Here is a 24578-nt window from a genome sequence, read left to right as displayed (position 1 = left end):
TTTTCTTATTTTTTTGTATTGAATACGACTATAGAAATTTTGTCTCAATAAAGTAAAAGTATTATCAGTGTATCGAAAAGCTATCCTGTAGCGTCCTGTTTTTGAAAAATATTTCAAAAAATAAAATCATCAGATAATTCTATATATAAATTAGTATTTGATATTTTTTTATGGAAATAAATATGAAATTTAAAAAAATAATTTACTAAAATTTTTAAAAATATATTTTTCAAATTCGCAATGAATTAGCAGTTGTAAATCAAGCAGTTGTGCGTGTTTTCTGTTAAAGTAAACTTAAATAATTTTATAAGATATTGAAATCTAACAGGATACTACAGGATACTGCGAAAAGTGCTTCTAAATAAATTTGGTTTGAACTAATTAACTAACCAAATTGAACTTTTATGAAAAACAAGCTTAATCTTTTGCTGATTATGGCCCTGTTTGTACTAGCGTACTCATCAGGCTATGCGCAAGAAAAAACGGTGACAGGAACCGTTACCGATCCAGCCAAATTATCAATACCTGGGGTTAACGTAATTGTCAAGGGAACCAACAGGTCGACCAGTACAGATTTTGACGGAAAATATACAATTTCGGCCGCTCCGGGAGAAACATTAGTTTTTTCGTTTGTGGGATTTGTAAAGCAGGAAATAAAAATTGGCGCTGCACCGAGTTACAATATTTCAATGGAAGCCGAAAGTGCCAACCTGAGTGAAGTTGTAGTAATTGGTTACGGTACTCAAAAGAAAAAACTTACCTCTGGAGCAATTTCAGGAATTAAGACCGAATCTTTTACGGAACGTCCGATTTCGAGAATCGATCAGGGATTAATTGGTCAGGTAGCCGGAGTTCGTGTAAAGCAGACTACAGGTTTACCGGGACAGCCTTTTAGTATCGAAATCAGGGGAGCAGGTTCTATTACGGCAGGAAACGAGCCTTTGTACGTAATTGATGGATTTCCAATTTATACTGAAGGATCAAACAGTAACGGAGGATTTTCAAACGGAAGTCCGCTTGACAATATGAACCCGAATGATGTGGCTTCGATTGAAGTTTTAAAAGATGCTTCGGCAGCAGCTATTTACGGTTCAAGAGCTTCAAATGGAGTAGTAATTATTACAACAAAAAAAGGGAAAAAAGGAAAACCGAAATTTACTTTTAATACCTACGGAGGGGTTAACAAAGAAGTTAACCGAGTAGACATGCTTACCGCGGAAGGATGGATTAGCCGTGCTAAGACGATGATCGATTCACAATGGGTAGGATCTGGAATTGCAGGAGCATCTGCCAGCCAGACTACGGCAGAAAGAATTGCAGCTTATAACGCTGTAAACCCAACAGCTCCGCTTACTACAGCCAATTCGAGATATTACACCTATCTGCATGATGACAGATGGGATATGCCGGGTCATCCTGGATTAGATTACATCGACTGGCAGGATAAAGTATTCCGTACGGGAGAATTCAGCAACTATCAATTAACCGCTTCGGGAGCTACAGACGCAGTAAATTATTATGTTTCTGCCAACTATCAAAAAAATACTGGATATATTGTGGGGACAGATTATTCTCTTTTCTCGGCAAGAGCTAATATAGATATTAAGCTTTCTGAAAACTTTAAAATGGGAATCAATTTAGCGCCTTCGTATTCAATTAAAAACGATCCGGGTGTTGAAGGAAAAGATAATACACTTTTTAAAGCGCTTACGGCAACTCCGGTTTTTGAAAGTGCAGCAAATGCAGCAGGAGAAAAATATACAACACGTTATGCCTGGGGTTCCAGCACAACCAATATGCTGAATGCTCTGGCAAGAACAGGAAGAAACTCTATGTACAGAAACCTGATTTCTGGATATGCCAGTTATCAGTTTGCTAAAAGTTTTACGCTGAAAAGCACCATCAACTTTGATAATTCAGACAACGTAAATGAAAGTTATACGCCAAACGATGTAATCGCAAGTATCAGAGGAGCTTATAATACTTACAGAAGACAGAATATCGTAAATGAAAATACACTGACTTATGATAAAACTTTTGGAAATCATAGTTTTAACCTGCTTTTAGGAGAGTCTTTTAATGCGTATGAAATTACAAAATCGACTATGTCTTCGGGAGCGCTTTACAACAGTTCAAGTATCGAAACTCTGCCTGCCGGATCTATTGGTTCTACAACTGCAGAAAAAAATACATTGTTATCTTATTTTTCTCGTATCCAGTACAATTTCAAAGAAAAATATATTTTGGCAGCGAGTATTAGACGTGACGGTTCTTCTAAATTTGGAACAGACAGAAGATGGGGAACTTTTTCTTCTCTTTCTTTAGGATGGAGAGTAAAACAAGAAGCATTTTTACAAAATGTTGACTGGTTAACTGAACTTAAATTAAGAGCCAGCACTGGTATAAACGGAAGTAACAATATTGGAAGTTATGCGCAGTATGCTACTCTTGGAACTTACAATTACTCAATTGGCGGTGCAGTAGCCATTGGTCAGGGAGCCGCTTCTATACCAAACCCTTCATTGCACTGGGAAGAATCAAAAAGTATAGATTTTGGTCTTGATTTCGGAATCATCAAAAACAGACTTACTGGAACTTTTGAGCTATATAGAAAAAACAACAGCGAACTGCTTTTAAGAGTTCCGGTTCCGGGAGATTCTGGTTTTCAAACATATTTAACCAACATTGGAGAGGTACAAAATCAGGGATGGGAATTTGAGTTAAACTCTTTAAACGTGAAAACGCAAAGTTTTGAATGGAGAACTTCTGCCAACATCAGCCATAACGAAAACAAAGTTTTGGCATTAGGTCCTAATCAGTCAAAAATTGAAATCAGTAATGCTTATGACGGAGGTGTTCCGTTTGTGAAACTGGAAGTAGGAAAACCAATGTACACCATCTTTGGTTTACAGCAGAATGGTGTAATCACCCAGGCAGATATTGATGCAGGAGGTACAACGATTGGAGGAAATAAACTGGTTCTTGGAGATCCTAGATATGTAGATCAGAATGGAGATAAAAAAATCAATTCAGAAGACCGTGTTGATTTAGGAAACCCAACGCCAAAATATACTTGGGGAATTACCAACAATTTTAAATACAAAGATTTTGATTTGAGTGTTTTGGTACAAGGACAAAACGGAGGAACAGTTTACGGATTAACCGGTCGTGCAATTGACCGTACCGGAATGGGATCTGTAGAAAATTCTCTAAATGTTGATCCGGCAGTGAGAGGAAACTGGAGAACCTCTTTTGGTTATCAGGCAAACTCAGACTGGTTGTATAAATCTGATTATGTAAGTGTTAGAAGCATTTCAATTGGATATAATTTAAGACAGGCTCTTAAAGGAATTTCAAGAATTGATAACGCAAGATTATATGTAACGGGCGAAAACTGGTTCTACTGGAACAAATACAAAGTAGGTTTCAACCCAGAAGCCGTAAATACTTCAGCAAGTTCAAACAGCGATTTTTCGGTGCCGGTAGATTACGGAGGAGCACCTTTAGCAAAATCTTTAGTGATCGGGCTTAACATTAATTTTAATTAAAAGAAAATGAAAAAATATATCTTCATAGCGGCAGGTGCTTTACTATTATTTGCACAGTCATCTTGTACAGACGAGCTGACACAGCTGCCTTTGTCTCAGGGAACAATTGAGAATTTTTATGCAACTCCCGGCGATTTTGTTCAGGCGAGAAATGCAACCTATTCAATAGCTTTTCACGGAACAAGCGTATATGGTTATGCAAACCGATTAATGAATTTAAGCGAAACCAGATCAGATAATTTGATGGCCACTACACAAGCATCAAGAGACTGGGAAGGAATTAACAGTTTTTATACTTCTATTAGTTCTAACACTTACGTGAAAGAAGCGTATTTAACGAATTACAATGCCATTTACAAAGCCAATCAGTTATTAGAAAAAATAGCCGAAAAAGGAGATGCCATTTTTACAAATCCGGCAGATAAAACGGCAATGGCAGCAGAAGCACGTTTTCTTAGAGCATTTTGTTATTTTGATTTAGTAAGATGGTTTGGCCGAGTGCCGTTAATAGACAGAACTGTAACAGCTCAGGAAGCATCAAAAATACCAAGAAGTGCTGTTGCCGATATTTATAAATTAATTATCTCAGATTTAGAACTGGCTATTCCGGATCTTGCTCCGTCTTATGATACTGCCAATTTTGGACGTGTTACTAAATATGGTGCAAAAGCTATTTTAGGTTTGGTTTACATGACACGTTCAAGCCCGACTTACGGAATTGACGGTGCAATGCTGGGTTTAAACGAATGGGACAAAGCCTATAAAGAATTAAATGATATTAAATTAAGCGGTTTATATGCCTTTGGAACAGATTACGATCCGATTTTTAAAACCGAAGGAAATGCGAATAAAGAAAATGTATTGGTAATTCCGTACACACAAAATATTTCAACTCCGGTAGGAGGTAACTTTATGGTAGAATTAGGATATGAACCTTATTTTGCTTCTGTAAATTTATCAGCACAAGGAGCTTTAGAAGCAAGACCAATCTCAAACGGATTCATGAATATGTTTACCGCAGCAGATAAAAGAAAAATTTTCGGAATCGCGACAAGTTATACCGTAGCTTCAGGAACATACAAAGGCAGTTATACACTTCCGGTTTTCAAAAAGTACATTGATGCAGCAAGATATGGAAACGGTCGTGAAGACTGGGGAGTTGATTTTATGATTACACGTTACACAGATGTATTAATGCTTATGGCCGAATGTACGCTGCATGGCGGAGGAGGTTCTCAGGCAGAAGTTGACGATATTGTAAACAAAGTAAGAACCAGAGCCGGACTTACTGCAAATGCTTCAAATATTACACTTGACCAATTATTTGACGAAAGAAGAAAAGAATTCTTTGCAGAAGGAACAAGATGGTTTGATTTAATAAGATCTGGAAAAGCAGTAACCATTATGAACGCCTGGAAAGCGGCTGAAGATACCGAAAACAAAATCAGAACTATTGATAATAATTCATTGTTATATCCAATTCCGTTATCAGAAATCTTAGCGGTTCCTGGACTTTACGATCAAAATCTTGGTTACGATTAATAAATTTTGCCCCACTTTTATTTTTTGTTTTTTTTTGAAAGAAGCTGTCTTTTCTGACAGCTTTTTTTTCATTTTTGTATTACACAAAACAGGAAAGCACAGGATGCATAACTGGTGTAACTATTTTAAATTTAAAATGTACTTAAAAATCAATGCCAATGATTAACTCAAAAAAATTACTGTTTCTTTTTTTAGTTTTAAGTGTAAAATTCTCTGTAACAGCACAAGTAAAACTGCCCGCTTTAGTTGGCGATAATATGGTTTTACAGCAGAATGCCAAAGTTAATTTATGGGGATGGGCCTCTCCAAACGAAAAAATCACTCTTAATTTAGGATGGGCAAATAATCCTGTTGAGGTAACAGCCGATGCAGAAGGAAACTGGAAAACAGCCGTTACTACACCAAACGGAAGCGACAAAGCCTTTGATATTACAATTAATGCTTCTAATAAAATTGTCCTCAAAAATATTCTGATAGGTGAAGTCTGGCTTTGTTCCGGACAATCAAATATGTTTTTCCCTGTTGGAAGAGAAGAAGGAACCTGGAAAACCGGAGTTAAAAATTACGAAGAAGAAGTAAAAAACGCTTCATTCCCCAATATCAGATTATTCACTGTAGCGCTTAATGCTTCACAAAAACCGCTTGAAGATGTTACAGGAAACTGGAAAATATGTTCGCCGGAAAACATCAAAACATTTTCGGCTGTTGCCTATTTTTTCGGAAGAGATTTGTATCAAAAACTTAATGTGCCAATTGGGTTAATTTCGACTTCTTGGGGAGGAACAAAAGCCGAAGCGTGGACAGCTCAGAATATTTTAGAAGACGAAACCGCGTTTTTGCCTATTCTTCAGGAAGATGCTAAAAACGAAAAAATACATCAGGAAAAACTCGAAGCCTATTATCTGGCTTTAACCAATGAAAGAATTGCAAGTGCTGCCAACGCTCCAAAAGGACAGTTGAAAAAGCCTAAAAAAGAACCCAACAAAACTTCGTATGTTTTATACAATGCCATGTTACACCCCATTGTAAATTACACCATAAAAGGTGCAATCTGGTATCAGGGCGAAAGCAACTCCGGAAAAGCGTATTTGTACAGAAGTTTGTTTCCGGCAATGGTAAAAAGCTGGAGAGACGAATGGAAGCAGGGCGATTTCCCATTTTACTATGTGCAGATTACACCGCATAAAGGACAAAATGCCGAAATACGCGAAGCACAGTTAATGTCATTAAAAACAATTCCAAACAGCGGTATGGTTGTAACAACCGATGTTGGCGACGCGCAAAACATTCACCCAATCGATAAACAGACAGTAGGTTACAGACTCGCCTTAATTACAAGAGCAAAAACCTATGGCGAAAACAAACTCGTTTATTCAGGACCGATTTTTAGTCACATGAAAATAAAGAAACAAAAAGCACAATTGTTTTTTGATTATGCCGATTCTGGATTAAAGAAAACAGGTGATGTTTTAAAAGAATTTGAAATTGCCGGAGAAGATCAGGTTTTTTATCCCGCAGATGCTAAAATTGACGGAAAAACTGTTGTCGTTTCTTCTTCAAAAGTAAAAGAACCGGCAGCTGTTCGTTTTGCATGGAAAGCCGTTCCTGAACCTAATTTATTCAATAATGACAATTTACCGGCTTCTCCTTTTAGAACAGACGACTGGGTAATAGTTGAAAAGAAGTAAAGCTTATTTTTTAAACACATAGAAACATAGTTTGCAGAAGCTTCGGAGCTATGTGTAAAAACTAGTTTTTAAAGAGCTTTTTTAGAGAATTAAAAATCTATGTTTCTATGTGTTTAAAACAAAAAACCAAAATCAAAGATCAAATGAATAGAAGACAATTTATAATAGGAAATTCTTTGGCTGTTATGGGATTATGTCTTCCATTTTCGGCGAAAGCCCTTACTATTTTAGACGATCCCAGACTTTCAGATTTTGAGAAAAAACTCCGTCCAGTTGGGAGAGCTTTAGAATTTGAAGAGTATTATGTTTGGTGCAACAGCCCGATTGAAGGTCCGGACGGAAAAATTCACGTCTTTTTTTCGAGATGGAAAAAATCAAAAAGCATGAGCGGCTGGATAAACGGTTCAGAAATTGCCCATGCTGTTGCCGACAAACCAGAAGGCCCTTATGAATATGTCAGCACTATTTTAGCGCCAAGAGGCGAAGGTTTTTGGGATGCCACAACCTGTCATAATCCGAGTATTCATTTTGTAGACGGAAAATATGCACTTTTTTTCATGGGAAATTCCAATGGAAAAATGGATACCAAACGCATCGGCTTAGCTGTTTCTGATTCACTTTACGGCCCGTGGGAACGACCAGATCAACCATTGCTGCTTCCGGGAGAAACTGGTTCCTGGGACGATCTGCTGACGACAAATCCTTCTTTTTTAAAACATCCAAACGGAGAATACTGGCTTTATTATAAATCATTGGATACAGAAAATTATGTGCATCCAAAATTTCCCGTAAAAGGAAACCGGAAATACGGACTGGCAGTTTCTAAATCACTCAAAGGACCTTATATAAAATCGCCACAAAATCCTGTAATTGATTTTTCAAAACTCGGTGATAATAAACAATGCGAAGATGCTTTTGTATGGTACGAAAACAAGAAATTTAAAATGCTGGCAAGAGATATGGGAGTTTTTGGAATGGATTACGGACTTTATATGGATTCTGATGACGGAATTCACTGGAATGACCCGCAGATTTCCTATCAGCCCTTAGATAAATATATCAAACAGCCTGATGCACCAAAACATTTAAACCGCTACGGACGTGCCGAACGCCCGCAGTTACTGTTTCAAAACGGAAAAGCGACGTATATGTTCACCGCTTCACAAGGCGGAAAATACGAAACTGCTTCGGCCTTTATTTTTAAAATAATTTAAAAGTGAAAAAATGGAAAACGCAATTAGAAATGCTTTTACTATGAAAGTAAAATCAGGTTTTGAAACCGAATATAAAATCAGACACGATCAAATCTGGCCTGAACTCACGGCACTGCTTTCAGAAAGCGGGATTTGTGATTATTCTATTTTTCTGGATGAAGAAACCGGAATTCTTTTTGGTGTTCAAAAATTAAGCTCAGGTTTTGACCGTTCACAGCTTTCCAGTCATCCGCTTATGCGAAAATGGTGGAATCACATGTCAGATATAATGGAAACAAATCCAGATAATTCACCCAAAACAAACTCCCTAAAAGAGGTTTTTCATTTAGATTAAATGATTAAATTGTTTTTCAATAAAAAAGTAATAAATAATGAAAGGTACAATCAAACTTTACGTCCCAATTGCATTTTCAATGTTGGTTTTTGCAAACGTTAATGCGCAGAAAAAAACGGGAAATACAATTGTCTTAAAAAACACTTCCAGCTTAGAGCTGTCTCAAAAAGCAGTTGCTATAAAAAGAAAACAGCTTTCTTTACAAAATGATTCAGGAAAATATCCAATTTTAATTTATAAAAACGATACAATTCCGGCTCAGGTAAATGATTTAGACGGCGATGGAAAATGGGACGAATTGTTTCTGGTAACTGATTTTGCTCCAAAAGAAGAAAAGAAAGCCGTTTTGAGCTGGTCAGATACTGATCCGAAATTCACGATAAGAACAAGTGCCAGATTTGGGAAAAGAGAAGGGAAAAATCTGCCGGTTCATCCAGATACTCAAGAAGTTTTATTAGCAAATCAGGTTCTTAAAAAACTTGGTTACCAAAAATACCAAACCGACGGACCAACTTGGGAAAATGATAAAGTAGGTTTCAGACATTATCTGGACGGAAGAAACTGTAAAGACGTTTTTGGTAAAAAAACACCCGGAATTACACCAGAAGATGTAGGGATAAACAGCAAAGGAGAAGTTGAAGACAATTATCACGTAATGCTCGACTGGGGCAGGGACATTTTTCCGGTAGGAAGCTCATCAGGATTAGGAGGTTTTGCTTTATTAACGAGCGACAATAAATTACACCGGTTAGGAATTCTTGCCAACGATACTGTAAATAATATTGAGAAAACGACTTTTAAAATTGTAAGCGAAGGCCCTGAAAATTCAGTTTTAAATTATAAATACGAAAATTGGGAAGCCTCAGGAAATAAATACCAGGCTGAAGAAACCGCTTCAATCTGGCCGGGAATGTACGGTTATAAAAATACCGTTTCTGTAAACGGTTTAAAAGACAATGATACCGTTTTAATTACCCTTTCTAACATTAACAACCAAAATCCGCTGCAGGTAATCGACTCAGGAGATTTTGTATGTCTTATTCAGCATGATAAATTAACCTACGAACGCCAATGGATTTTAGGAACAGCGATATTATTTCCAAAAGATCTTTATAAAGGATATATAGAAGCACCGAAAAAAGGACAGCTGACCGATTCGTATTTAATAAAAACTTCTGCTAAAAATAACCAGCAGATAAGTTATTACCCAATAGCCGGCTGGGAATTAAGCGCAGACAAAGGTTTTAAAGATTCGGCTTATTTTACCAGTTATGTAACAACTCTTGCCAAACAATTATCTGCAAAAGTAAAAGTTGAGGTAAAATAATGAGATAACACCAATGTAAAACCTTGTCAAAGTTTCAAACTTAGGCAAGGTTTAATAACCACAAAACTAACAACTAACCCAATGAAAACCATCTTAAAAATCATATTCTGTGTTATTGCCTTTGCTCAAACGGCAATTTCGCAGAATTACACTAATGACACATTTCCTGACGGAAGCCCAATCTCCAATTGGTTTAAAGACTATTCTAAAATTCAGCTGAAAGATTTAGGAAAAAAATACACCATAACAGATTTTGGAGTAAGTAAAGACAGTACTAAAATCCAGACCACTGCCATACAAAAAGTAATCGATAAAGCTTCTGCAAATGGAGGAGGAGTAATCGTAATTCCTAAAGGTGTTTTTTTAAGCGGTGCCTTATTTTTTAAACCCAAAACAGCTTTGTATGTATCAGAAGGAGGCGTTTTAAAAGGATCAGATAATATTGCCGATTTCCCTATTATGCCATCAAGAATGGAAGGGCAGAACCTGGATTATTTTCCTGCGCTTGTAAATGCCTATAACGTTGATAATTTCTCAATTTCAGGAAAAGGAACAATAAACGGAAACGGAAAAAAATATTGGGAAGCCTTTTGGGAACGACGCAAAGAAAACCCAAAATGCACCAATCTAGAAGTTTCAAGACCAAGATTAGTTTTTGTGTGGAATTCCAACAACGTACAGTTTCAGGATGTAAAACTGATCAATTCCGGTTTCTGGACCAATCACTTTTACAAATGCAATAATGTGAAACTGCTTGATTTGTATATTTTTTCGCCGCACATCGAAATTAAAGCACCAAGTACAGATGCTATAGATATTGATATTTGCAATAACTTTTTGGTAAAAGGCTGTTATATGTCCGTTAACGACGATGCTATTGCCTTAAAAGGAGGAAAAGGCCCTTATGCCGATCAGGATAAAAACAACGGTCCTAACTCGAATATTATTATAGAAGACTGCAATTTCGGATTCTGTCATTCAGCCTTAACAAACGGAAGTGAATCGATTCATAACCGAAATGTAATTATGAGAAACTGCAAGATAGACGGAGCTTCGAGAATGTTATGGCTTAAAATGCGTCCTGATACACCGCAGCGATACGAATACATACGAGTAGAAGATATAAAAGGGCAGGCCAAAACAGGTTTGGCGATTTTTGCATGGAAACAGTTTTTTGATTTAAAAGGCCGTCCTGATATTCCGTTATCTTACGGAGATAATGTAACGTTGAAAAATATCAACTTAAAATGTGAAACATTTTACGGAGTAGAGAACGATCCAAATGTTCGTTTAACCAATTTTACATTTGAAAATTTAAATATCGAAACTGTAAAAACGAATATTGATAAAAGCGTAATAAAAGGAGTTGAATTTAAGAATGTCTATGTAAATAAGCAGTTAATCGAGTAATTTTTCCGCACATTCTCAATTCGGTATACAGGATTTTAAGCCAAAATCTTATGTTTTTTAACACTTTTAAAAGTTTAGTAAAAAATATTTTATGCCTCAATGTAAAGCCTTCAGTAATGGTTGTGATCTTAATTTTGTTAGTAAATGTCTGATTAATAGTTTATTGTAAAAGGAAAATTTTCAAAAATTTGAAGCGTAAACTTTTAGTTAAATTTAGACTTAAAAAACAATGATAATTTTAACAGCAAATATGTTGTAACTCTCAGGCAAGTTTCTATTTTTGCGCCTTAATTTAATAATTATAAGCATGAAAGATCTATTAGTAAAAATCAACGCCGAAATTGAAACATTCAAAGCAGAAGCTGAATCTTTAACTGAAAAAGGTATCAAAGCTGCAGGACCAAGAGCACGTAAAGCTACTTTAGAAATCGAAAAACTTTTGAAAGAGTTCAGAAAAGTTTCTATCGAAGAATCAAAAAAATAATACAACTAAACCTCGTCCCTCGACGAGGTTTTTTTATGGGTTTAAGTGGAATTAGAATTTTGTTTTAATTTCCATTACTTAACCGCAAAGCACACCAGTTTTTTTCAGATATAGTTAAATAACGCAAAGTTCATAATTAATAATTGACAATTTATAATTAATAATTAACAATTCATAATTCACAATTCATAATTCTTCTTAATACATTCCGCTGCAGTTAAAGCATTCAAATCAGCACCTTCAATACCTGTATGCGTATGATCTTTCGGGAAAAATACTTTTACCTTTTCTTTTCCCAAAGCCTCATATTTTTGAGCCACAGCCTCGCTTAAGTCAATATAAAACACGTTTTCTTTCTCAGCAATTTCTTTAGACCATTTAATATAAGTATCCGTTCTGCGCTCTACTTTATCGTTTGGCCATTCGTTTCTTGGCGTTAAGCTCAAAACAATCGGAATCGCACCTTTTGCTTTAGCTTCGCGAATAAACTTCGTCATGTACCAGCCAAAAGTATGAACGATTTCTTTTGAACCATCAGGACGAATCACTTCCTGCGTTTCATCGCCAATTCCTTTTAAAGAACCTCTGAATTTTTCCTTGTCAACAGCGCCGGCATCATTATGCCCAAACTGAATCAAAACTAAATTTCCCGGCTGTAACTGATTTTTGACTTCATCCCAAAGCCCTTCATAATCAAATGTTCTGCTGCTTCGGCCGCCCTTTGCTTTATTTATTACTTCAATTCGGGTAGTGTCGCAATATTTAGGAAACACAACGCCCCAGCCCACAGCATCCGGATTTCCATTATCGGCCATAGTAGAATCGCCAATTAAAAAGACTTTATTTTTAACTGGCAGCACAATTTTTGAATTTTTCAGGACATAATTTTTTAATGAATTTTTACTGTTTTTCAATTCCTCAATAATTATAGAAGCAGACAAAACTGCACCTTTTGAAGAAGTATGCGTATGGTCTTTTTTATAAAAATAAGTTCCGGTTACTTTTTCTTCTCCTGATTTTTCCATTTCAAGCGCCATTTTCTCATTCAAATTGATGAACGTAACTTTCTCTTTTTCGGCAATTTGTTTCGCCCATAAACCGTATGAAGTATCATTGCGGGGCACTTTTCCATCTTTCCAGTCATTTCTCGGAATTGGCGAACACACAATCGGGATTGCGCCTTTTGATTTTGCTTCGCGAATTACTTTCTGGATATACCAGCCGTAACTGTGTACGATTTCGTGTTTTTTCGTGAGAATATTATCAATTTCCTGAGTTTCGTTTCCAATCCCTTTTATAGTGCCGCGTGCACGCAGACTGTCATTTATAGGTCCGTCATCATTATGCCCAAACTGAATTAAAACATAATCACCTTTTTTTAGTTTATTTAAAACGGCATTCCACAAACCTTTATCCTGAAAAGTTCTGCTACTGGTACCGCCCAAAGCATGATTTTCTACATTAATTTTGGTTGTATCCAAAAACTGTCCAATAAAATCTCCCCAGCCCCAAAGTCCGCCAGCGCCGTTGCCTTTTCCGTTTTTTACAGTAGAATCACCAATCATAAAAAGAGTGGGTTTGTTGTCTTGTTTTGGTGTAAAATTGAAGAATAATACAGCCAGAAATAAAAAGAAAAGTAGTTTAAGTGATTTCATATTTTTTGAATTATGAATTGTGAGTTGTGAATTGTGAGTTGTGAATTGTGGAATGATTTTATTTAACCGCAAGGTTCGCAAAGTTTTTTTTAACTATTGTTGAAATAGCGCAAAGCACGCAAGGCTTTGCGAACCTTGCGGTTAAATGATATTGTGTTTTTTCAGCCTAAAGCAAAATTTAGTTTCTAAAATCAAACCACAAATCCATTTTTATTCCATCGTCGCCTTTTTTAATTCGGATGTTTGTGGGCTGGCTTTGCGGACCTTGCTGTTCCAAAGGTTTAAAATCTCTCATAGCCGGAATTTCATACATAAACGAAATATCGCCTTCGGGAAAATCAGGCTGGGGAGAGCTTCCAGGAAAACCATTTTTAGGTAAATCAGGTGTAAACAATCTCAAAAATAAATTATCAGATTCGCTGAAAACCTTAAACGATGAGGTTCCGGCTTTTAAACTGGCACCCAATAAATTCGCGTGATACCCTTTAAACTCAGGATAGATCAGGTTTTCAAAACTTTCTCCCGTAATCGTATTGTTGTATTCCTTCTCCCAAAATCCGTATGTGGTTCCTTTAATTCTGTTTTTCCAAACTCTGTACGGACCTCTTCCAAACCATTTAATTCCTGTAACTTCTTGCTCAGGAAAACGAAACGTAATACCAAAAGAATTGATTTTATCCTCAAAAAAAGCACCGTCAAAACCTTCGCCTCCAGAAGCATTTTTTAAAGCCAATAACTCCATTTTAAACCTTCCGTCAGCTTCCATAATCCATTTTATAGAAGATAATCCGCCTGAATAATTTACAATACAAACCGCTTTTTCAGCTTCCTGAGAAATCTGAATGTCTTTTAATTTGGCTTTCATACCAATAGGGCGAGGACCATTCGTAAGCGGAATCACAGCCGTTTTATTGCTTATTTTTTGAATTTCTCCTGTCACAGTATTTAGAATTACCGTAACATCATTTCCTTTTAAAGTAATTTCAGAATCGGTTTTAGTTACCGAAGCTTTTGCTTTTGTATTTTGAACCGCCAGAAATTTAGAAACATAAAAAGCAGCTTTATGAATAGGCCAGGTCCAGGTATAAATTTCTTTATTAAATTGGTCAAAAGCCGTAATCGATAAAATATCGCCTTCAAAGAAATTTTGTGGTACATCAAATTTTATTTTTCGGGTTTCTCCCGGATCAATACTCGGAATTTCGATTTTTCCACGGCTTATTTCCTGAGCTTTTTTATTAGAATACAAAACATCATTTTCAGATTTTAAAACTCTAAATTCCATTTTGCAGGAATTTAAATTGCTGAACAAATAATCATTGGTAATCAAAAAAGAACCATCAAAAGAATCTGTAATTTGTTTGGGCTGAAACTGAATTGGTGCCCAAATTTCTTTAACCGAAAAATAACTGCCTTCTTTTTCACGATGAGGTCCCAGAATTCCGTCGGCTGCCAAAGAACCTTTAGAGTCAAACTTTTGTTCGCCTTTCCAGTCCGAGCGTTTTACTGCTTCGTCGAGCATTGCCCACATAAAACCTCCGGCAAAAAGCGGACTTTCTTTATATCGATTCCAGAAATCTTGCAGCGCCGCGCCGTGCCCGTTATCATACGTTCCGTGCATAAATTCAGTTGGAAAAAACACGTTTTCACCCGAATTGAAACGATGCATTCCCGTTAAATAAGTAGGATAATGATGTGTGTCCCAGCCATTAAAATCAGCCCACGGATGAATGACAATCCTTTTTTGCGGATCATTTTCGGCAAAAACTTTGTCAACTTCATTATTCCACCCGCCTTCATTTCCGTTGTCCCAAATAATAACCGATGGATGATTGACATCGCGTGCGACCATTTCTTTAACCAGTTTAGTTCCGATTTCGGTATCATACGAATTCTGCCAGCCCGCCAATTCGTTTAAAACAAAAAGACCGAGCGAATCACAGACTTGCAGAAAATGATCGTCAGGCGGATAATGCCCGCGAACGGCATTCATATTCATATCTTTAATTAATTGAACGTCCAACTCGCTGATACGTTTACTCGTGCTTCGTCCGCCTTCCGGCCAAAAAGAATGACGATTAATACCTTTCATAATAATTTTGGTGCCATTTACATAAATGCCGTCTTTCTTTTTAAACTCTAAAGTTCTAAAACCAACTTTCGTATCATATTCATGAAGTACAGCTCCATTTTGTTTTAAAACCAGTTTTAAATTGTACAAATTAGGCGTTTCTGGATTCCACGGTTTGATGTTTTCCCATTTCGCAGTTATTGTTTCTTTTGTATTTTTCGCTTTAAGCGGAAAAGTAAAAGCAGGGAAATTTTCTCCATTTTTACCTGAAAGTGAAACCTCTAAAAGCGTATTTTTTGGAACTTGCTGCAGATTTAAATCAACCGTAATTGATCCGTCCATTTTTGGATTTACCGCAATATTTTCGATATGTGCTTTTGGAGAAACTTCGAGCCAAACCGGACGATAAATACCGCCGAAAAGCCACCAGTCTGCTCTTCTTTCGGCATTATTTACTGATTTATTAGTTGAATGTTTCCAAACATGAACCTCTAAAATATTTTTAGAACCAAATTTTAAAAGTGAAGAAATATCATATTTAAACTCGTAAAAACCTCCCTGATGTATGGGTCCAGCAGTTTTTCCGTTGATTTTTACTTCTGTATCCGTCATCGCTCCGCCAAAAGCAATTAGAATAGTTTTGTTTTTATAATCTAGTGGTATTTCAAAATCATATTTATATAAACCTTCTTCCTTGCTGGGCTCTTTCTGGTTTAATTCTTTGTACCAGCGTCCATACGTATATTCGCCAAAACCTTCCAGTTCCCATTGCGAAGGCACATTTATTTTAGACCATACTTTACTATTGTTTCCACCTGTACAATAAAAATCCCACTGAACAGGATGTTCAAAATCTTTTCCCGAAAGGTAAATTTTATCTGTTTTCTGCGCTTTTATATTCGGAATAATAAAAAAAAAATGTAAGAGAAAAAATAAAGTTCTGATTGGTTTTTTTGAAAGCATAGAGTGGAGTCGGACTTTAAAACAGGTTAGTATTTCGTGGTTTAAAAACTTCTTTTCTGCATTTATTTTTCTTTAAAATTCAGGCTCAAAAAGAAATTGTATTTTCAAATCTACTTGATCCATTTTTATATTGTATCCTGTACTATGATGTTAAAAAATATTAGATAATTCTAAAAATTAATACATTTTTTAAATTTCTAAAATCAGGTAGGTACAGGATACTATCCCACAAAAAAACAAAGAAATTGCATCTGTATTATTGAATTAATAAAATAATCAGGGATTAATTTTATTATTCAAATTTTAATAATTGTCAATTTTTTGAATTTTATGGGAATTAAAAAACGAACTATTTGCACTTTAGCGGGCTTATTTCTGACTTCAACTCTGATTGTTTTTGGTCAGGAAAAAACACCGATTCGTAAAATGCATTACGCACCCGAAGGAAATAGTTTTGTTTTAAAAAATGGAACCCGAAAATTCAACCGTGCTCTTTATGGTTCGAATACGGGATTTAGAGTTGAAACCGGAGATTTACCGGAATTTGCCATGTATATGCCCGGAATGGGAGGCAATTTTAAACTAGGATTGTCAAACGGAAAAGAAAGTAAATGGATTACCGAAGCGGCAAAAATTGATACACGCTATGTTTTGGGAACGATGCAATATACCATTGAAGATCCTATTTTAGAAGGAAGTAAATTGTTTATTGATGTTGTGGCATTAAAAGAAAGCGAAGGTTTTATTGTAAAAGTGTATGGTCAAAAAATATCTAAAAACATCAATTTAATCTGGGCTTTTGGCGGAGCAATAGGTAAAAAGTTCAGTCGTGACGGTGATATTGGCGCAGATCCGGAATCGGTTTTTTATTTACAGCCCAATTACTGCCTCAATAATAAATATACGCTCAAAAAAGAATCCTTCCTTTTAGATTATGGTTCTGAAAGCAACAAACAAAAAACAGGAAATAATAAAAGTCTGAGCGGTTTTTTTCCCAATTCAGAAATTCGTTTAGCAGATGCCAATATTCAGAATAAACCTTTAGAACTTTTTAAATCTAAGGCTGAAACACTGCCTTTAATAAGCGGAAAAATAAATTCAGTTTCAGAAAAAGCCAATTACTGGCTGTTTGTTCCTGAGATTTCAAAAGTCAATTACACACAAAAAACGATTGCCCAACTTTATGAAAAATCAGTTACGGCAACACATCTTTTAGCCAATAGAATAAAAGTGAAAACGCCTGATGTATATATTAACACGCTGGGTTCTGCACTTGCGATTGCTTCTGACGGAATTTGGGAAAGTCCGGCGTATCTTCACGGAGCTATTGCGTGGCGTATGTATTTAAATGCATGGCGGGGCGCTTATACGGCAGATCCATTGGGCTGGCACGACAGAGCCAAAACGCATTTTAAAAGTTACAGCAATTCGCAGGTAACTTCGCCGGAAAGCGGTCCTGTTGTTTTTGATGAAGAAAAAAATCTTGCTCGACAAAAAGAAGAAATAGGAACATCCATGTTCAGCAGCGGTTACATCAGCCGAAGTCCGAATAAGAACAATGTGGCGCATCATTATGATATGAATCTGGTTTTTTTCGATCAGATGTTCCGCCATTTTAAATGGACGGGAGATACGGCTTTCTTAAAAGAAATGTGGCCGACGATTGAACGACATTTAAAATGGGAAAAACGAAATTTTGATCCGGATAATGACGGACTTTATGATGCTTATGCTTCGATCTGGGCAAGTGATGCTTTGCAATACAGCGGCAGCGGCGTAATTCATTCTTCGGCTTATAATTATTATGCGAATAAAATGGCGGCAGAACTGGCAAAAAAATTAAACATCGATGCCGCACCTTTTGAAAAAGAAGCAGACAAAATTTTAAAAGCCGCAAACAACCAGCTTTGGATTCCGAAAAAAGGCATTTTTGCTGAATACAAAGATGCTTTAGGAAATAGAATACTGCACGATACGCCGGGAGTATGGAGTATTTATCATACTATCGATTCAGAATTATCAAATCCTTTTGAGAGTTATCAAATGTTGGATTATGTAAATAATCAGATTCCACATATCCCAATTAATGCAGAAGGATTAGAAAAAAAAGACTTGTACGTTATCAGCACCACCAATTGGCAGCCTTATACGTGGTCGACCAATAATGTGGCTTTAGCAGAACAATTGCATACTTCGCTTGCTTTCTGGCAGGGCGGACAATCTGAAAAAGCCTATACAATGTGGGAAAGCGCTTTGATCGAAAGTATGTATTTGGGCGCTTCGCCGGGCGGTTTCGAACAGCTTTTGTTTCAGGATGCGATGCGAGGCGAATTGTACCGCGATTTTGCTGACCCAATTGGTATGGCTTCACGAACTTTAGTCGAAGGACTTTTCGGGATTCAGCCCTATGCTTTAAATGAAATTTTAATTATAAAACCCGGTTTTCCAGAAAAATGGAATCAGGCTTCACTAGAAATTCCAGATGTTTCAATTGATTTTAAAAGAGAAAATAAAAAAGATACCTATATAATAAAGAATCAGTTTTCAGCTAAAATGAATTTGAAATTGGTTTTAAATGCCAATTTTGAAGCTGTTGAAAGTATTTTGGTAAACGGAAAATCAGTATTATGGAAAGCCGTTTCAGAGAACATCGGAAAACCAAAAATAAGTATTGAGGTTCCGTATAGTTCCAATTATAATATTCAGATTACTTGGAAAGGAGATTCTTTAGAAGAAATCGTATCAAAAGAAAATTATGCTTTTAATGAAGCTTTAGAAATCAATACCTCAAAAGCCAAAATCATTTCTGTTTATGATCCGCAGCAGGTTTTGAGTGGTGTTTCAAAAACAGATGATTCGCTTAAAACGAAAGTGAATTCAGCAGGCAGTAAAGTCTTTTTTATAGAAGTAAAACAAGGAGAATTCTCTTGGTGGCAGCCAATTCATTTCAATGCAAAAGCAGAAAAACAATTAAATGAAACGGTTACAGATTGGAATAAACCTTTGGATAAATCCGCACGGTTAGAGACGATTTCTCTTGCTCCGTTTTTTAATGCAAAAGTTACTGATATTTTTAATTACGAATATTTGTCGCCAAGACCTAATACGGTAACCTTACAATTACCAAAACAAGGCATTGGAAACTGGTGTTATCCCAATGTTTCGGTCCAGATTGATGATAAAGGGCTGCGTGAAAAAGCAAAAAAAACAGGGAAAATTTCAACTCCAAACGGGATTTTATTTCAAACGCCTTCTGATGAAAATCAGAAAAATATAATCTTCACCTCTATGTGGGATAATTTTCCGGGAAGCATCACTATTCCGTTAAACGGAAAAGCTTCTCACGCTTATTTTATGCTGGCCGGAACTACAAACCCTATGCAGAGCCGTATTGTAAACGGAGAAATAAAAATAGAATATACTGATGGAACTTCTGAAATTCTGCCCTTAAGAAATCCGGAAAACTGGTGGCCGATTGAACAGGATTATTTTACAGACGGGCTTGCCTTTACAACCGATGCTCCAAAACCGCCGAGGGTTTATTTTAAAACAGGAGAAATTTCGAGAGATTTTAAAGATTTTAAAACCATAAAAGGATTTAGTAATTACGGAGTTGATGGTGGAGCAGGAACGATTTTAGAACTGCCTTTGGATAAAAATAAAACATTAAAAAACCTGACTCTGAAAACTATTGCAAATGATGTTGTGATTGGTTTGATGAGTGTGACTTTAATTAGATAATTGTAGGTAAAGGGGCAAAGGGACAAAGGGGCAAAGTAACAAAGTAGCAAAGAGACAAAGGGGCAAAGTAACAAAGGGACAAGCTTTGTGTGGATAAGGCTTTGCGAACTTTGCGATTTATAAACCATTGTTAAGTAAAAAACTTGCGTGCTTTGCGGTTAAAAAAACATTTCAAGAAACCTGAAACTTTAAAAACTATCAAAACAAAATAACCACATGAAAAACTATCCACTCATAACCGTATTCTTATTTTCGGTTTCGCTTTTTGCACAGAAAATCGACCGAAAGACTTTGGTAACAAGGCACAATGTTCAACTTTCGGCTATTGATACTCTGGCTTCTTTAACGGTAGGGAATGGCGCTTTTGCTTTTACGGTTGATGCAACCGGACTGCAGACTTTTCCGAAAGAATATCAAAACGGGATTCCACTTGGAACACAGTCGGAATGGGGCTGGGACAGTTATAAAAACACGAATAATTATAAGTTTTCTGAAACCTTAAGAGATTACAAACAATATGGCAGAGAGATTTCATACACGGTTCAGATAAAAGAACCCAAACGAAAAGTAGAAGCAGTAAACTGGTTCAGACAGAATCCGCATTTATTGCAGCTTGGAAATTTAGGTTTTGAGATTACAAAGAAAGACGGAAGTCCGGCAAAACCTTCGGATATAAAAGCGATTTCGCAAAAGCTAAATGTCTGGACAGGAGAAATCGAAAGTTATTTTGAAATTGAAGGAACTCCGGTAACCGTTTTAACTGCTTCACATCAGGAAAAAGACGAGATAGGCGTAAAAGTAAAATCGGATTTATTACAGCAGAAACGTTTAAAAATAAGTCTTCGAATTCCGTTTCCAACCGGAGACTGGGCCGATATGGGAACAAAATGGGAAGGCAAACAGGATTATAAAAGCACTCTGACTGAAAAATCAAAAACAGAAGCGGTTGTAACTCACGTTATGGATAGTATTTCATACAACGTTCATTTTAACTGGAAAGGAAACGCACAGATTAAGCAAACATCAGATCATTATTTTGTTGTTGAAGCTTCGAACACCAATACATTAGAATTGAGTGCTCTTTTTGCTTTGGCAGAAAAAAAATCGGTTAAAAATTCTTCTTTTGCAGACATTCAAAACAGCAGTATAAAAGGCTGGAAAAAATTCTGGAACAGCGGTGCAGCAGTTGATTTTTCGGGAAGTACAGATCCTCGCGCAAATGAACTGGAACGCAGAATTATTTTATCACAATATCTTACGAAATTACAGTGTACGGGAAAAGTACCGCCTCAGGAAACGGGTTTGACGTACAACAGCTGGTACGGAAAACCGCATTTAGAAATGCACTGGTGGCACGGCGTTCATTTTGCGCTTTGGAACCGTCCTGAATTATTAGAAAAAAGCCTTCCGTGGTATCAAAAGGTTTTTGATAAAGCTAAAAATATTGCCAAAAGACAAGGTTTTGAAGGTGCAAGATGGCAGAAAATGGTTGATGCAGACGGAAACGAAAGTCCATCGTCTGTAGGTTCATTTTTAATTTGGCAGCAGCCGCATTTTATCACGTATGCGGAATTAATGTACAGAGCAAAACCAACAAATTCAACCTTAAATTTATACAGCGAACGTGTTTTTGCAACAGCCGATTTTATGGCTTCGTTTGCCTATTATGATTCTAAAACAGATCGTTATGTTTTAGGCCCGGGCGTAATTCCGGCTCAGGAGCGTTTTAAAGCAATGGAAACTTTTAATCCAACGTATGAATTGGCATATTGGAACTGGGCTTTGAAAACAGCAATCGAATGGAAGAAAAAACTAAACCAAAAAGTACCCGAAAAATGGGAAACGGTTTTGGCTAAATTGTCAAAACTTCCGGTTGCAGATAATGTGTATCTGGCAACAGAAAGCGCGACAGATTCCTATACGAATCCTGAATTTAAAACAGATCATCCATCGGTTTTAGGAACGTTTGGAATGCTTCCTGAAACGTCTCTTTTGGATAAAAAAATCATGAAAAATACTTTTGATCTGGTTTGGAAAACGTGGTCGTGGGATAAAACCTGGGGCTGGGATTTCCCAATGACAGCGATGTCGGCAGCACGATTGAATATGCCAGACAAAGCAGTTGATGCTCTTTTTATGAAGGTAACGACAAATACGTATTTAAAAAACGGACATAATTATCAGGCAGAACGATTAACGCTTTATCTTCCGGGTAACGGCGGAATTCTGACGGCAGTTGCCATGATGTGCGCCGGCTGGGACGGATCTGAAGGTGAAAATCCGGGCTTTCCAAAAGATGGAACATGGAAAGTTAAAAGCGAAGGGTTTAAGAAGATGTTTTAGTTTTTTTAAGGTTTTAAGTTTCTAAGGTGCTGAGGGACTAAGTTTTTTTGGGGTCGTAAAGCTTTTATTTAAAAAAAATCTTTGCGTCTTCGCGACTTTGCGAGATTAATAAAAATCTGTGTGAAACAACTAACCACAATTCGATATCAATTCTATGAAAAAATATATTCTCTTTTTATTGCTTTTTGTGAGTTTGAAAGCTTTGAGCCAAAGACAAATGGAAAACTTAGACCGCGGTATCATCGCCATAAAAGACAAAGGACAGTTTTTTATCAGCTGGCGGGTTTTAGGAACCGATCCTGATGATCTTGCTTTTAATCTGTATCGAAAAAGCGGTACTCAAAAAGCAGTTTTATTAAATGAAAACCCTATTACCGGAGCGACTAATTTTATTGATGCCAAAGCCAATGCCAAAGAAGAAAATACCTGGTTTGTAAAAACGGTTTTAAAAGGAAAAGAAGCTGCAGCTTCAGGAAGTTTTACAATTCCGGCGAATGCCTCAGATAAACAATATTTATCTATTAAATTAAAAGAAATTGAAGGCTATATGGCAAATGATGTTTCTGTTGGCGATTTAAACGGAGACGGAAAATATGAATTAATAGTTCACATGACCGGAAAAGGACATGATAATTCTCAAACCGGAATTACAGATCCGCCTATATTTCAGGCGTATACTTTAGACGGAACGTTTTTATGGCAGATTAATCTTGGGAAAAACATTCGCGAAGGCGCACATTATACGCAGTTTATGGTGTATGATTTAGACGGTGACGGTTTTGCTGAACTGGTCTGTAAAACTGCCGACGGAACAACGGACAGTGAAGGAAATGTGGTTGGAGACGCTTCAAAAGACTGGGTTGACCGTGATCCTGATTCTAAAACGTATGGCAAGATTTTAAAAGGCCCGGAATATCTTTCGGTTTTTGACGGAAGAACAGGAAAATTGATTATTACTGTAGATTATATTCCGCAGCGAGGCGATTTAGCAGGCTGGGGCGGAAGAGGAGGAAGCGGAGGAAACGATACAAAAGGAAACCGAATGGATCGTTTTCTTGCCTGTATTGCGTATCTCGACGGCGTTCATCCAAGTGTTGTAATGTGCCGTGGTTATTATGGCAGAACAGTTTTGGCAGCCTGGGATTTTAAAAATAAAAAACTGACTTCAAAATGGGTTTTCGACAGTAAAGATGCTGAAAATCCCTATTCGGGAATGGGAAATCATAATTTGACGGTTACCGATGTTGACAATGATGGAAAAGATGAAATAATCTATGGATCGATGTGTGTTGACGACAACGGACAAGGTTTGTACACAACGGGTTTCAGGCACGGAGACGCGATTCATGTTTCTGATCTTGATCTGGATATTCCGGGTCTGGAAGTTTTTGGCATTCATGAAATCGAAAATGGTACAACGGGACCTGGTGTCACTCTATTTTCGGCCAAAGACGGAAAAGTATTGTTTACAGGTTCTCTTAATGAAGATGTAGGCCGGGGCGTTGCAGATAATATTGATGCGACCCGAAAAGGTGCGCAGTGCTGGTGGTCTGGCTCGCCTTATCTGCATGATATGAAAGGAAATAACATTGGTAAAGCACCAAGTTCGACTAATTTTTTAATTTATTGGGACGGCGATACTTCTAGAGAACTTTTAAATTCTAACTATATTGACAAATACAATTCAGGAAGATTGTTTACAGCAGAAGGAGCAGTTTCTAATAACGGAACTAAATCGACTCCGGCACTTTCGGCAGATATTCTGGGAGATTGGCGGGAAGAATTAATTTTAAGATCGGAAGATAATAAAGAACTTAGGATTTATTCTACGATAATTCCAACAAATGTAAAACAGTATACTTTAATGCACGATCCTCAATATCGATTAAGTGTTGCCTGGCAGAATGTTGGTTATAACCAGCCGCCACACACCAGTTTTTATATGGGAGCAGCTATGGATCCGGCTCCAAAGCCTAATATAGTTTTAGTGCCGTCAAAAAAATAACTGTAAATAGTACCTTTTTAGGAAAAAATACTTCTTTAGAGATGCCAGAAAGCTGTTTTTGGCATCTCTTTTTATTATGCTCACATAGTAAAATCTGTAAAAAAAATGTGAATTTTATTTTTTTGGAATTAAAAAACTGTTAAATCTGATGTAAACTTAATGAAATGCATTATTATCTGGAATAAATAAAAATAATTTGGTATAGTTTAACACAACCTATAAATTTGCCTTATTCAAAATAAATCTAAATAAA

Annotated in this window: 13 protein-coding genes; 11 read left to right on the top strand and 2 right to left on the bottom strand. The window is 36.6% G+C overall.

All coding sequences use genetic code 11. The annotated features are described in order from the left end of the window. Positions 1 to 404 precede the first annotated feature (404 nt). The 8 genes from FJOH_RS21870 to FJOH_RS21835 all read left to right on the top strand — a co-directional run bounded on the left by FJOH_RS21870 (position 405) and on the right by FJOH_RS21835 (position 11547). Positions 405 to 3548 carry a SusC/RagA family TonB-linked outer membrane protein gene (locus FJOH_RS21870; protein ID WP_012026208.1) on the top strand — a complete coding sequence of 1048 codons (3144 nt, stop codon included), beginning with the start codon at positions 405 to 407 and terminating at the stop codon, positions 3546 to 3548. 6 nt (positions 3549 to 3554) lie between these two features. Then, complete coding sequence (locus FJOH_RS21865) at positions 3555 to 5090, top strand: RagB/SusD family nutrient uptake outer membrane protein (protein WP_012026207.1); 1536 nt, start codon at positions 3555 to 3557, stop codon at positions 5088 to 5090. Between the two features lie 158 nt (positions 5091 to 5248). Continuing rightward, positions 5249 to 6778: a sialate O-acetylesterase gene (locus FJOH_RS21860; protein WP_044047995.1), complete on the top strand. Its 1530-nt coding sequence runs from the start codon at positions 5249 to 5251 to the stop codon at positions 6776 to 6778. A 143-nt stretch (positions 6779 to 6921) separates the two neighbouring features. Beyond that, on the top strand, positions 6922 to 7992 hold the full coding sequence (locus FJOH_RS21855; protein WP_044048508.1) for a glycoside hydrolase family protein: 1071 nt from the start codon (positions 6922 to 6924) through the stop codon (positions 7990 to 7992). A gap of 10 nt (positions 7993 to 8002) precedes the next feature. Continuing rightward, the gene (gene rhaM, locus FJOH_RS21850) at positions 8003 to 8326 is read left to right on the top strand and encodes an L-rhamnose mutarotase (RefSeq protein WP_012026204.1); all 324 of its coding nucleotides are present in this window, start codon (positions 8003 to 8005) and stop codon (positions 8324 to 8326) included. Between the two features lie 37 nt (positions 8327 to 8363). Beyond that, the gene (locus tag FJOH_RS21845; protein ID WP_012026203.1) at positions 8364 to 9653 is read left to right on the top strand and encodes a DUF4861 domain-containing protein; all 1290 of its coding nucleotides are present in this window, start codon (positions 8364 to 8366) and stop codon (positions 9651 to 9653) included. A gap of 81 nt (positions 9654 to 9734) precedes the next feature. Next, complete coding sequence (locus FJOH_RS21840; protein ID WP_012026202.1) at positions 9735 to 11063, top strand: rhamnogalacturonidase; 1329 nt, start codon at positions 9735 to 9737, stop codon at positions 11061 to 11063. Between the two features lie 307 nt (positions 11064 to 11370). Further along, complete coding sequence (locus tag FJOH_RS21835) at positions 11371 to 11547, top strand: histone H1 (protein WP_012026201.1); 177 nt, start codon at positions 11371 to 11373, stop codon at positions 11545 to 11547. 179 nt (positions 11548 to 11726) lie between these two features. Here the strand turns inward: FJOH_RS21835 and FJOH_RS21830 are convergent, their stop codons facing one another. Together FJOH_RS21830 and FJOH_RS21825 are read right to left on the bottom strand one after the other, a co-directional pair. Further along, positions 11727 to 13202: a rhamnogalacturonan acetylesterase gene (locus tag FJOH_RS21830; protein ID WP_012026200.1), complete on the bottom strand. Its 1476-nt coding sequence runs from the start codon at positions 13200 to 13202 to the stop codon at positions 11727 to 11729. A 178-nt stretch (positions 13203 to 13380) separates the two neighbouring features. Further along, positions 13381 to 16236: a glycoside hydrolase family 2 protein gene (locus tag FJOH_RS21825; protein WP_012026199.1), complete on the bottom strand. Its 2856-nt coding sequence runs from the start codon at positions 16234 to 16236 to the stop codon at positions 13381 to 13383. A 330-nt stretch (positions 16237 to 16566) separates the two neighbouring features. Here FJOH_RS21825 and FJOH_RS21820 point away from each other — a divergent pair, with 330 nt between their 5' ends. From FJOH_RS21820 to FJOH_RS21810, 3 genes are all read left to right on the top strand, one after another. Continuing rightward, entirely contained in the window at positions 16567 to 19977 is a 3411-nt protein-coding gene (locus FJOH_RS21820) for a DUF4450 domain-containing protein (protein WP_012026198.1), read from the top strand. A 216-nt stretch (positions 19978 to 20193) separates the two neighbouring features. Next, positions 20194 to 22320, top strand: coding sequence for a hypothetical protein (locus FJOH_RS21815; protein WP_012026197.1), 2127 nt, complete (start codon positions 20194 to 20196; stop codon positions 22318 to 22320). A gap of 154 nt (positions 22321 to 22474) precedes the next feature. Continuing rightward, positions 22475 to 24325, top strand: coding sequence for a rhamnogalacturonan lyase (locus tag FJOH_RS21810; protein WP_012026196.1), 1851 nt, complete (start codon positions 22475 to 22477; stop codon positions 24323 to 24325). The last annotated feature ends 253 nt before the right edge of the window (positions 24326 to 24578 follow it).

This window comes from Flavobacterium johnsoniae UW101, assembly GCF_000016645.1.
In the GTDB taxonomy this organism is placed as follows: domain Bacteria; phylum Bacteroidota; class Bacteroidia; order Flavobacteriales; family Flavobacteriaceae; genus Flavobacterium; species Flavobacterium johnsoniae.
Note: the sequence above shows the minus strand (reverse complement) of the source record. Positions and strands in the feature narration are given on the sequence as shown.

Excerpts from the sequence above, each read along its gene's own strand:
- FJOH_RS21870 (WP_012026208.1), top strand. The coding sequence starts at position 405 with ATGAAAAACAAGCTTAATCTTTTGCTGATTATGGCCCTGTTTGTACTA.
- FJOH_RS21865 (WP_012026207.1), top strand. The coding sequence starts at position 3,555 with ATGAAAAAATATATCTTCATAGCGGCAGGTGCTTTACTATTATTTGCA.
- FJOH_RS21860 (WP_044047995.1), top strand. The coding sequence starts at position 5,249 with ATGATTAACTCAAAAAAATTACTGTTTCTTTTTTTAGTTTTAAGTGTA.
- FJOH_RS21855 (WP_044048508.1), top strand. The coding sequence starts at position 6,922 with ATGAATAGAAGACAATTTATAATAGGAAATTCTTTGGCTGTTATGGGA.
- rhaM (WP_012026204.1), top strand. The coding sequence starts at position 8,003 with ATGGAAAACGCAATTAGAAATGCTTTTACTATGAAAGTAAAATCAGGT.
- FJOH_RS21845 (WP_012026203.1), top strand. The coding sequence starts at position 8,364 with ATGAAAGGTACAATCAAACTTTACGTCCCAATTGCATTTTCAATGTTG.
- FJOH_RS21840 (WP_012026202.1), top strand. The coding sequence starts at position 9,735 with ATGAAAACCATCTTAAAAATCATATTCTGTGTTATTGCCTTTGCTCAA.
- FJOH_RS21835 (WP_012026201.1), top strand. The coding sequence starts at position 11,371 with ATGAAAGATCTATTAGTAAAAATCAACGCCGAAATTGAAACATTCAAA.
- FJOH_RS21830 (WP_012026200.1), bottom strand. The coding sequence starts at position 13,202 with ATGAAATCACTTAAACTACTTTTCTTTTTATTTCTGGCTGTATTATTC.
- FJOH_RS21825 (WP_012026199.1), bottom strand. The coding sequence starts at position 16,236 with ATGCTTTCAAAAAAACCAATCAGAACTTTATTTTTTCTCTTACATTTT.
- FJOH_RS21820 (WP_012026198.1), top strand. The coding sequence starts at position 16,567 with ATGGGAATTAAAAAACGAACTATTTGCACTTTAGCGGGCTTATTTCTG.
- FJOH_RS21815 (WP_012026197.1), top strand. The coding sequence starts at position 20,194 with ATGAAAAACTATCCACTCATAACCGTATTCTTATTTTCGGTTTCGCTT.
- FJOH_RS21810 (WP_012026196.1), top strand. The coding sequence starts at position 22,475 with ATGAAAAAATATATTCTCTTTTTATTGCTTTTTGTGAGTTTGAAAGCT.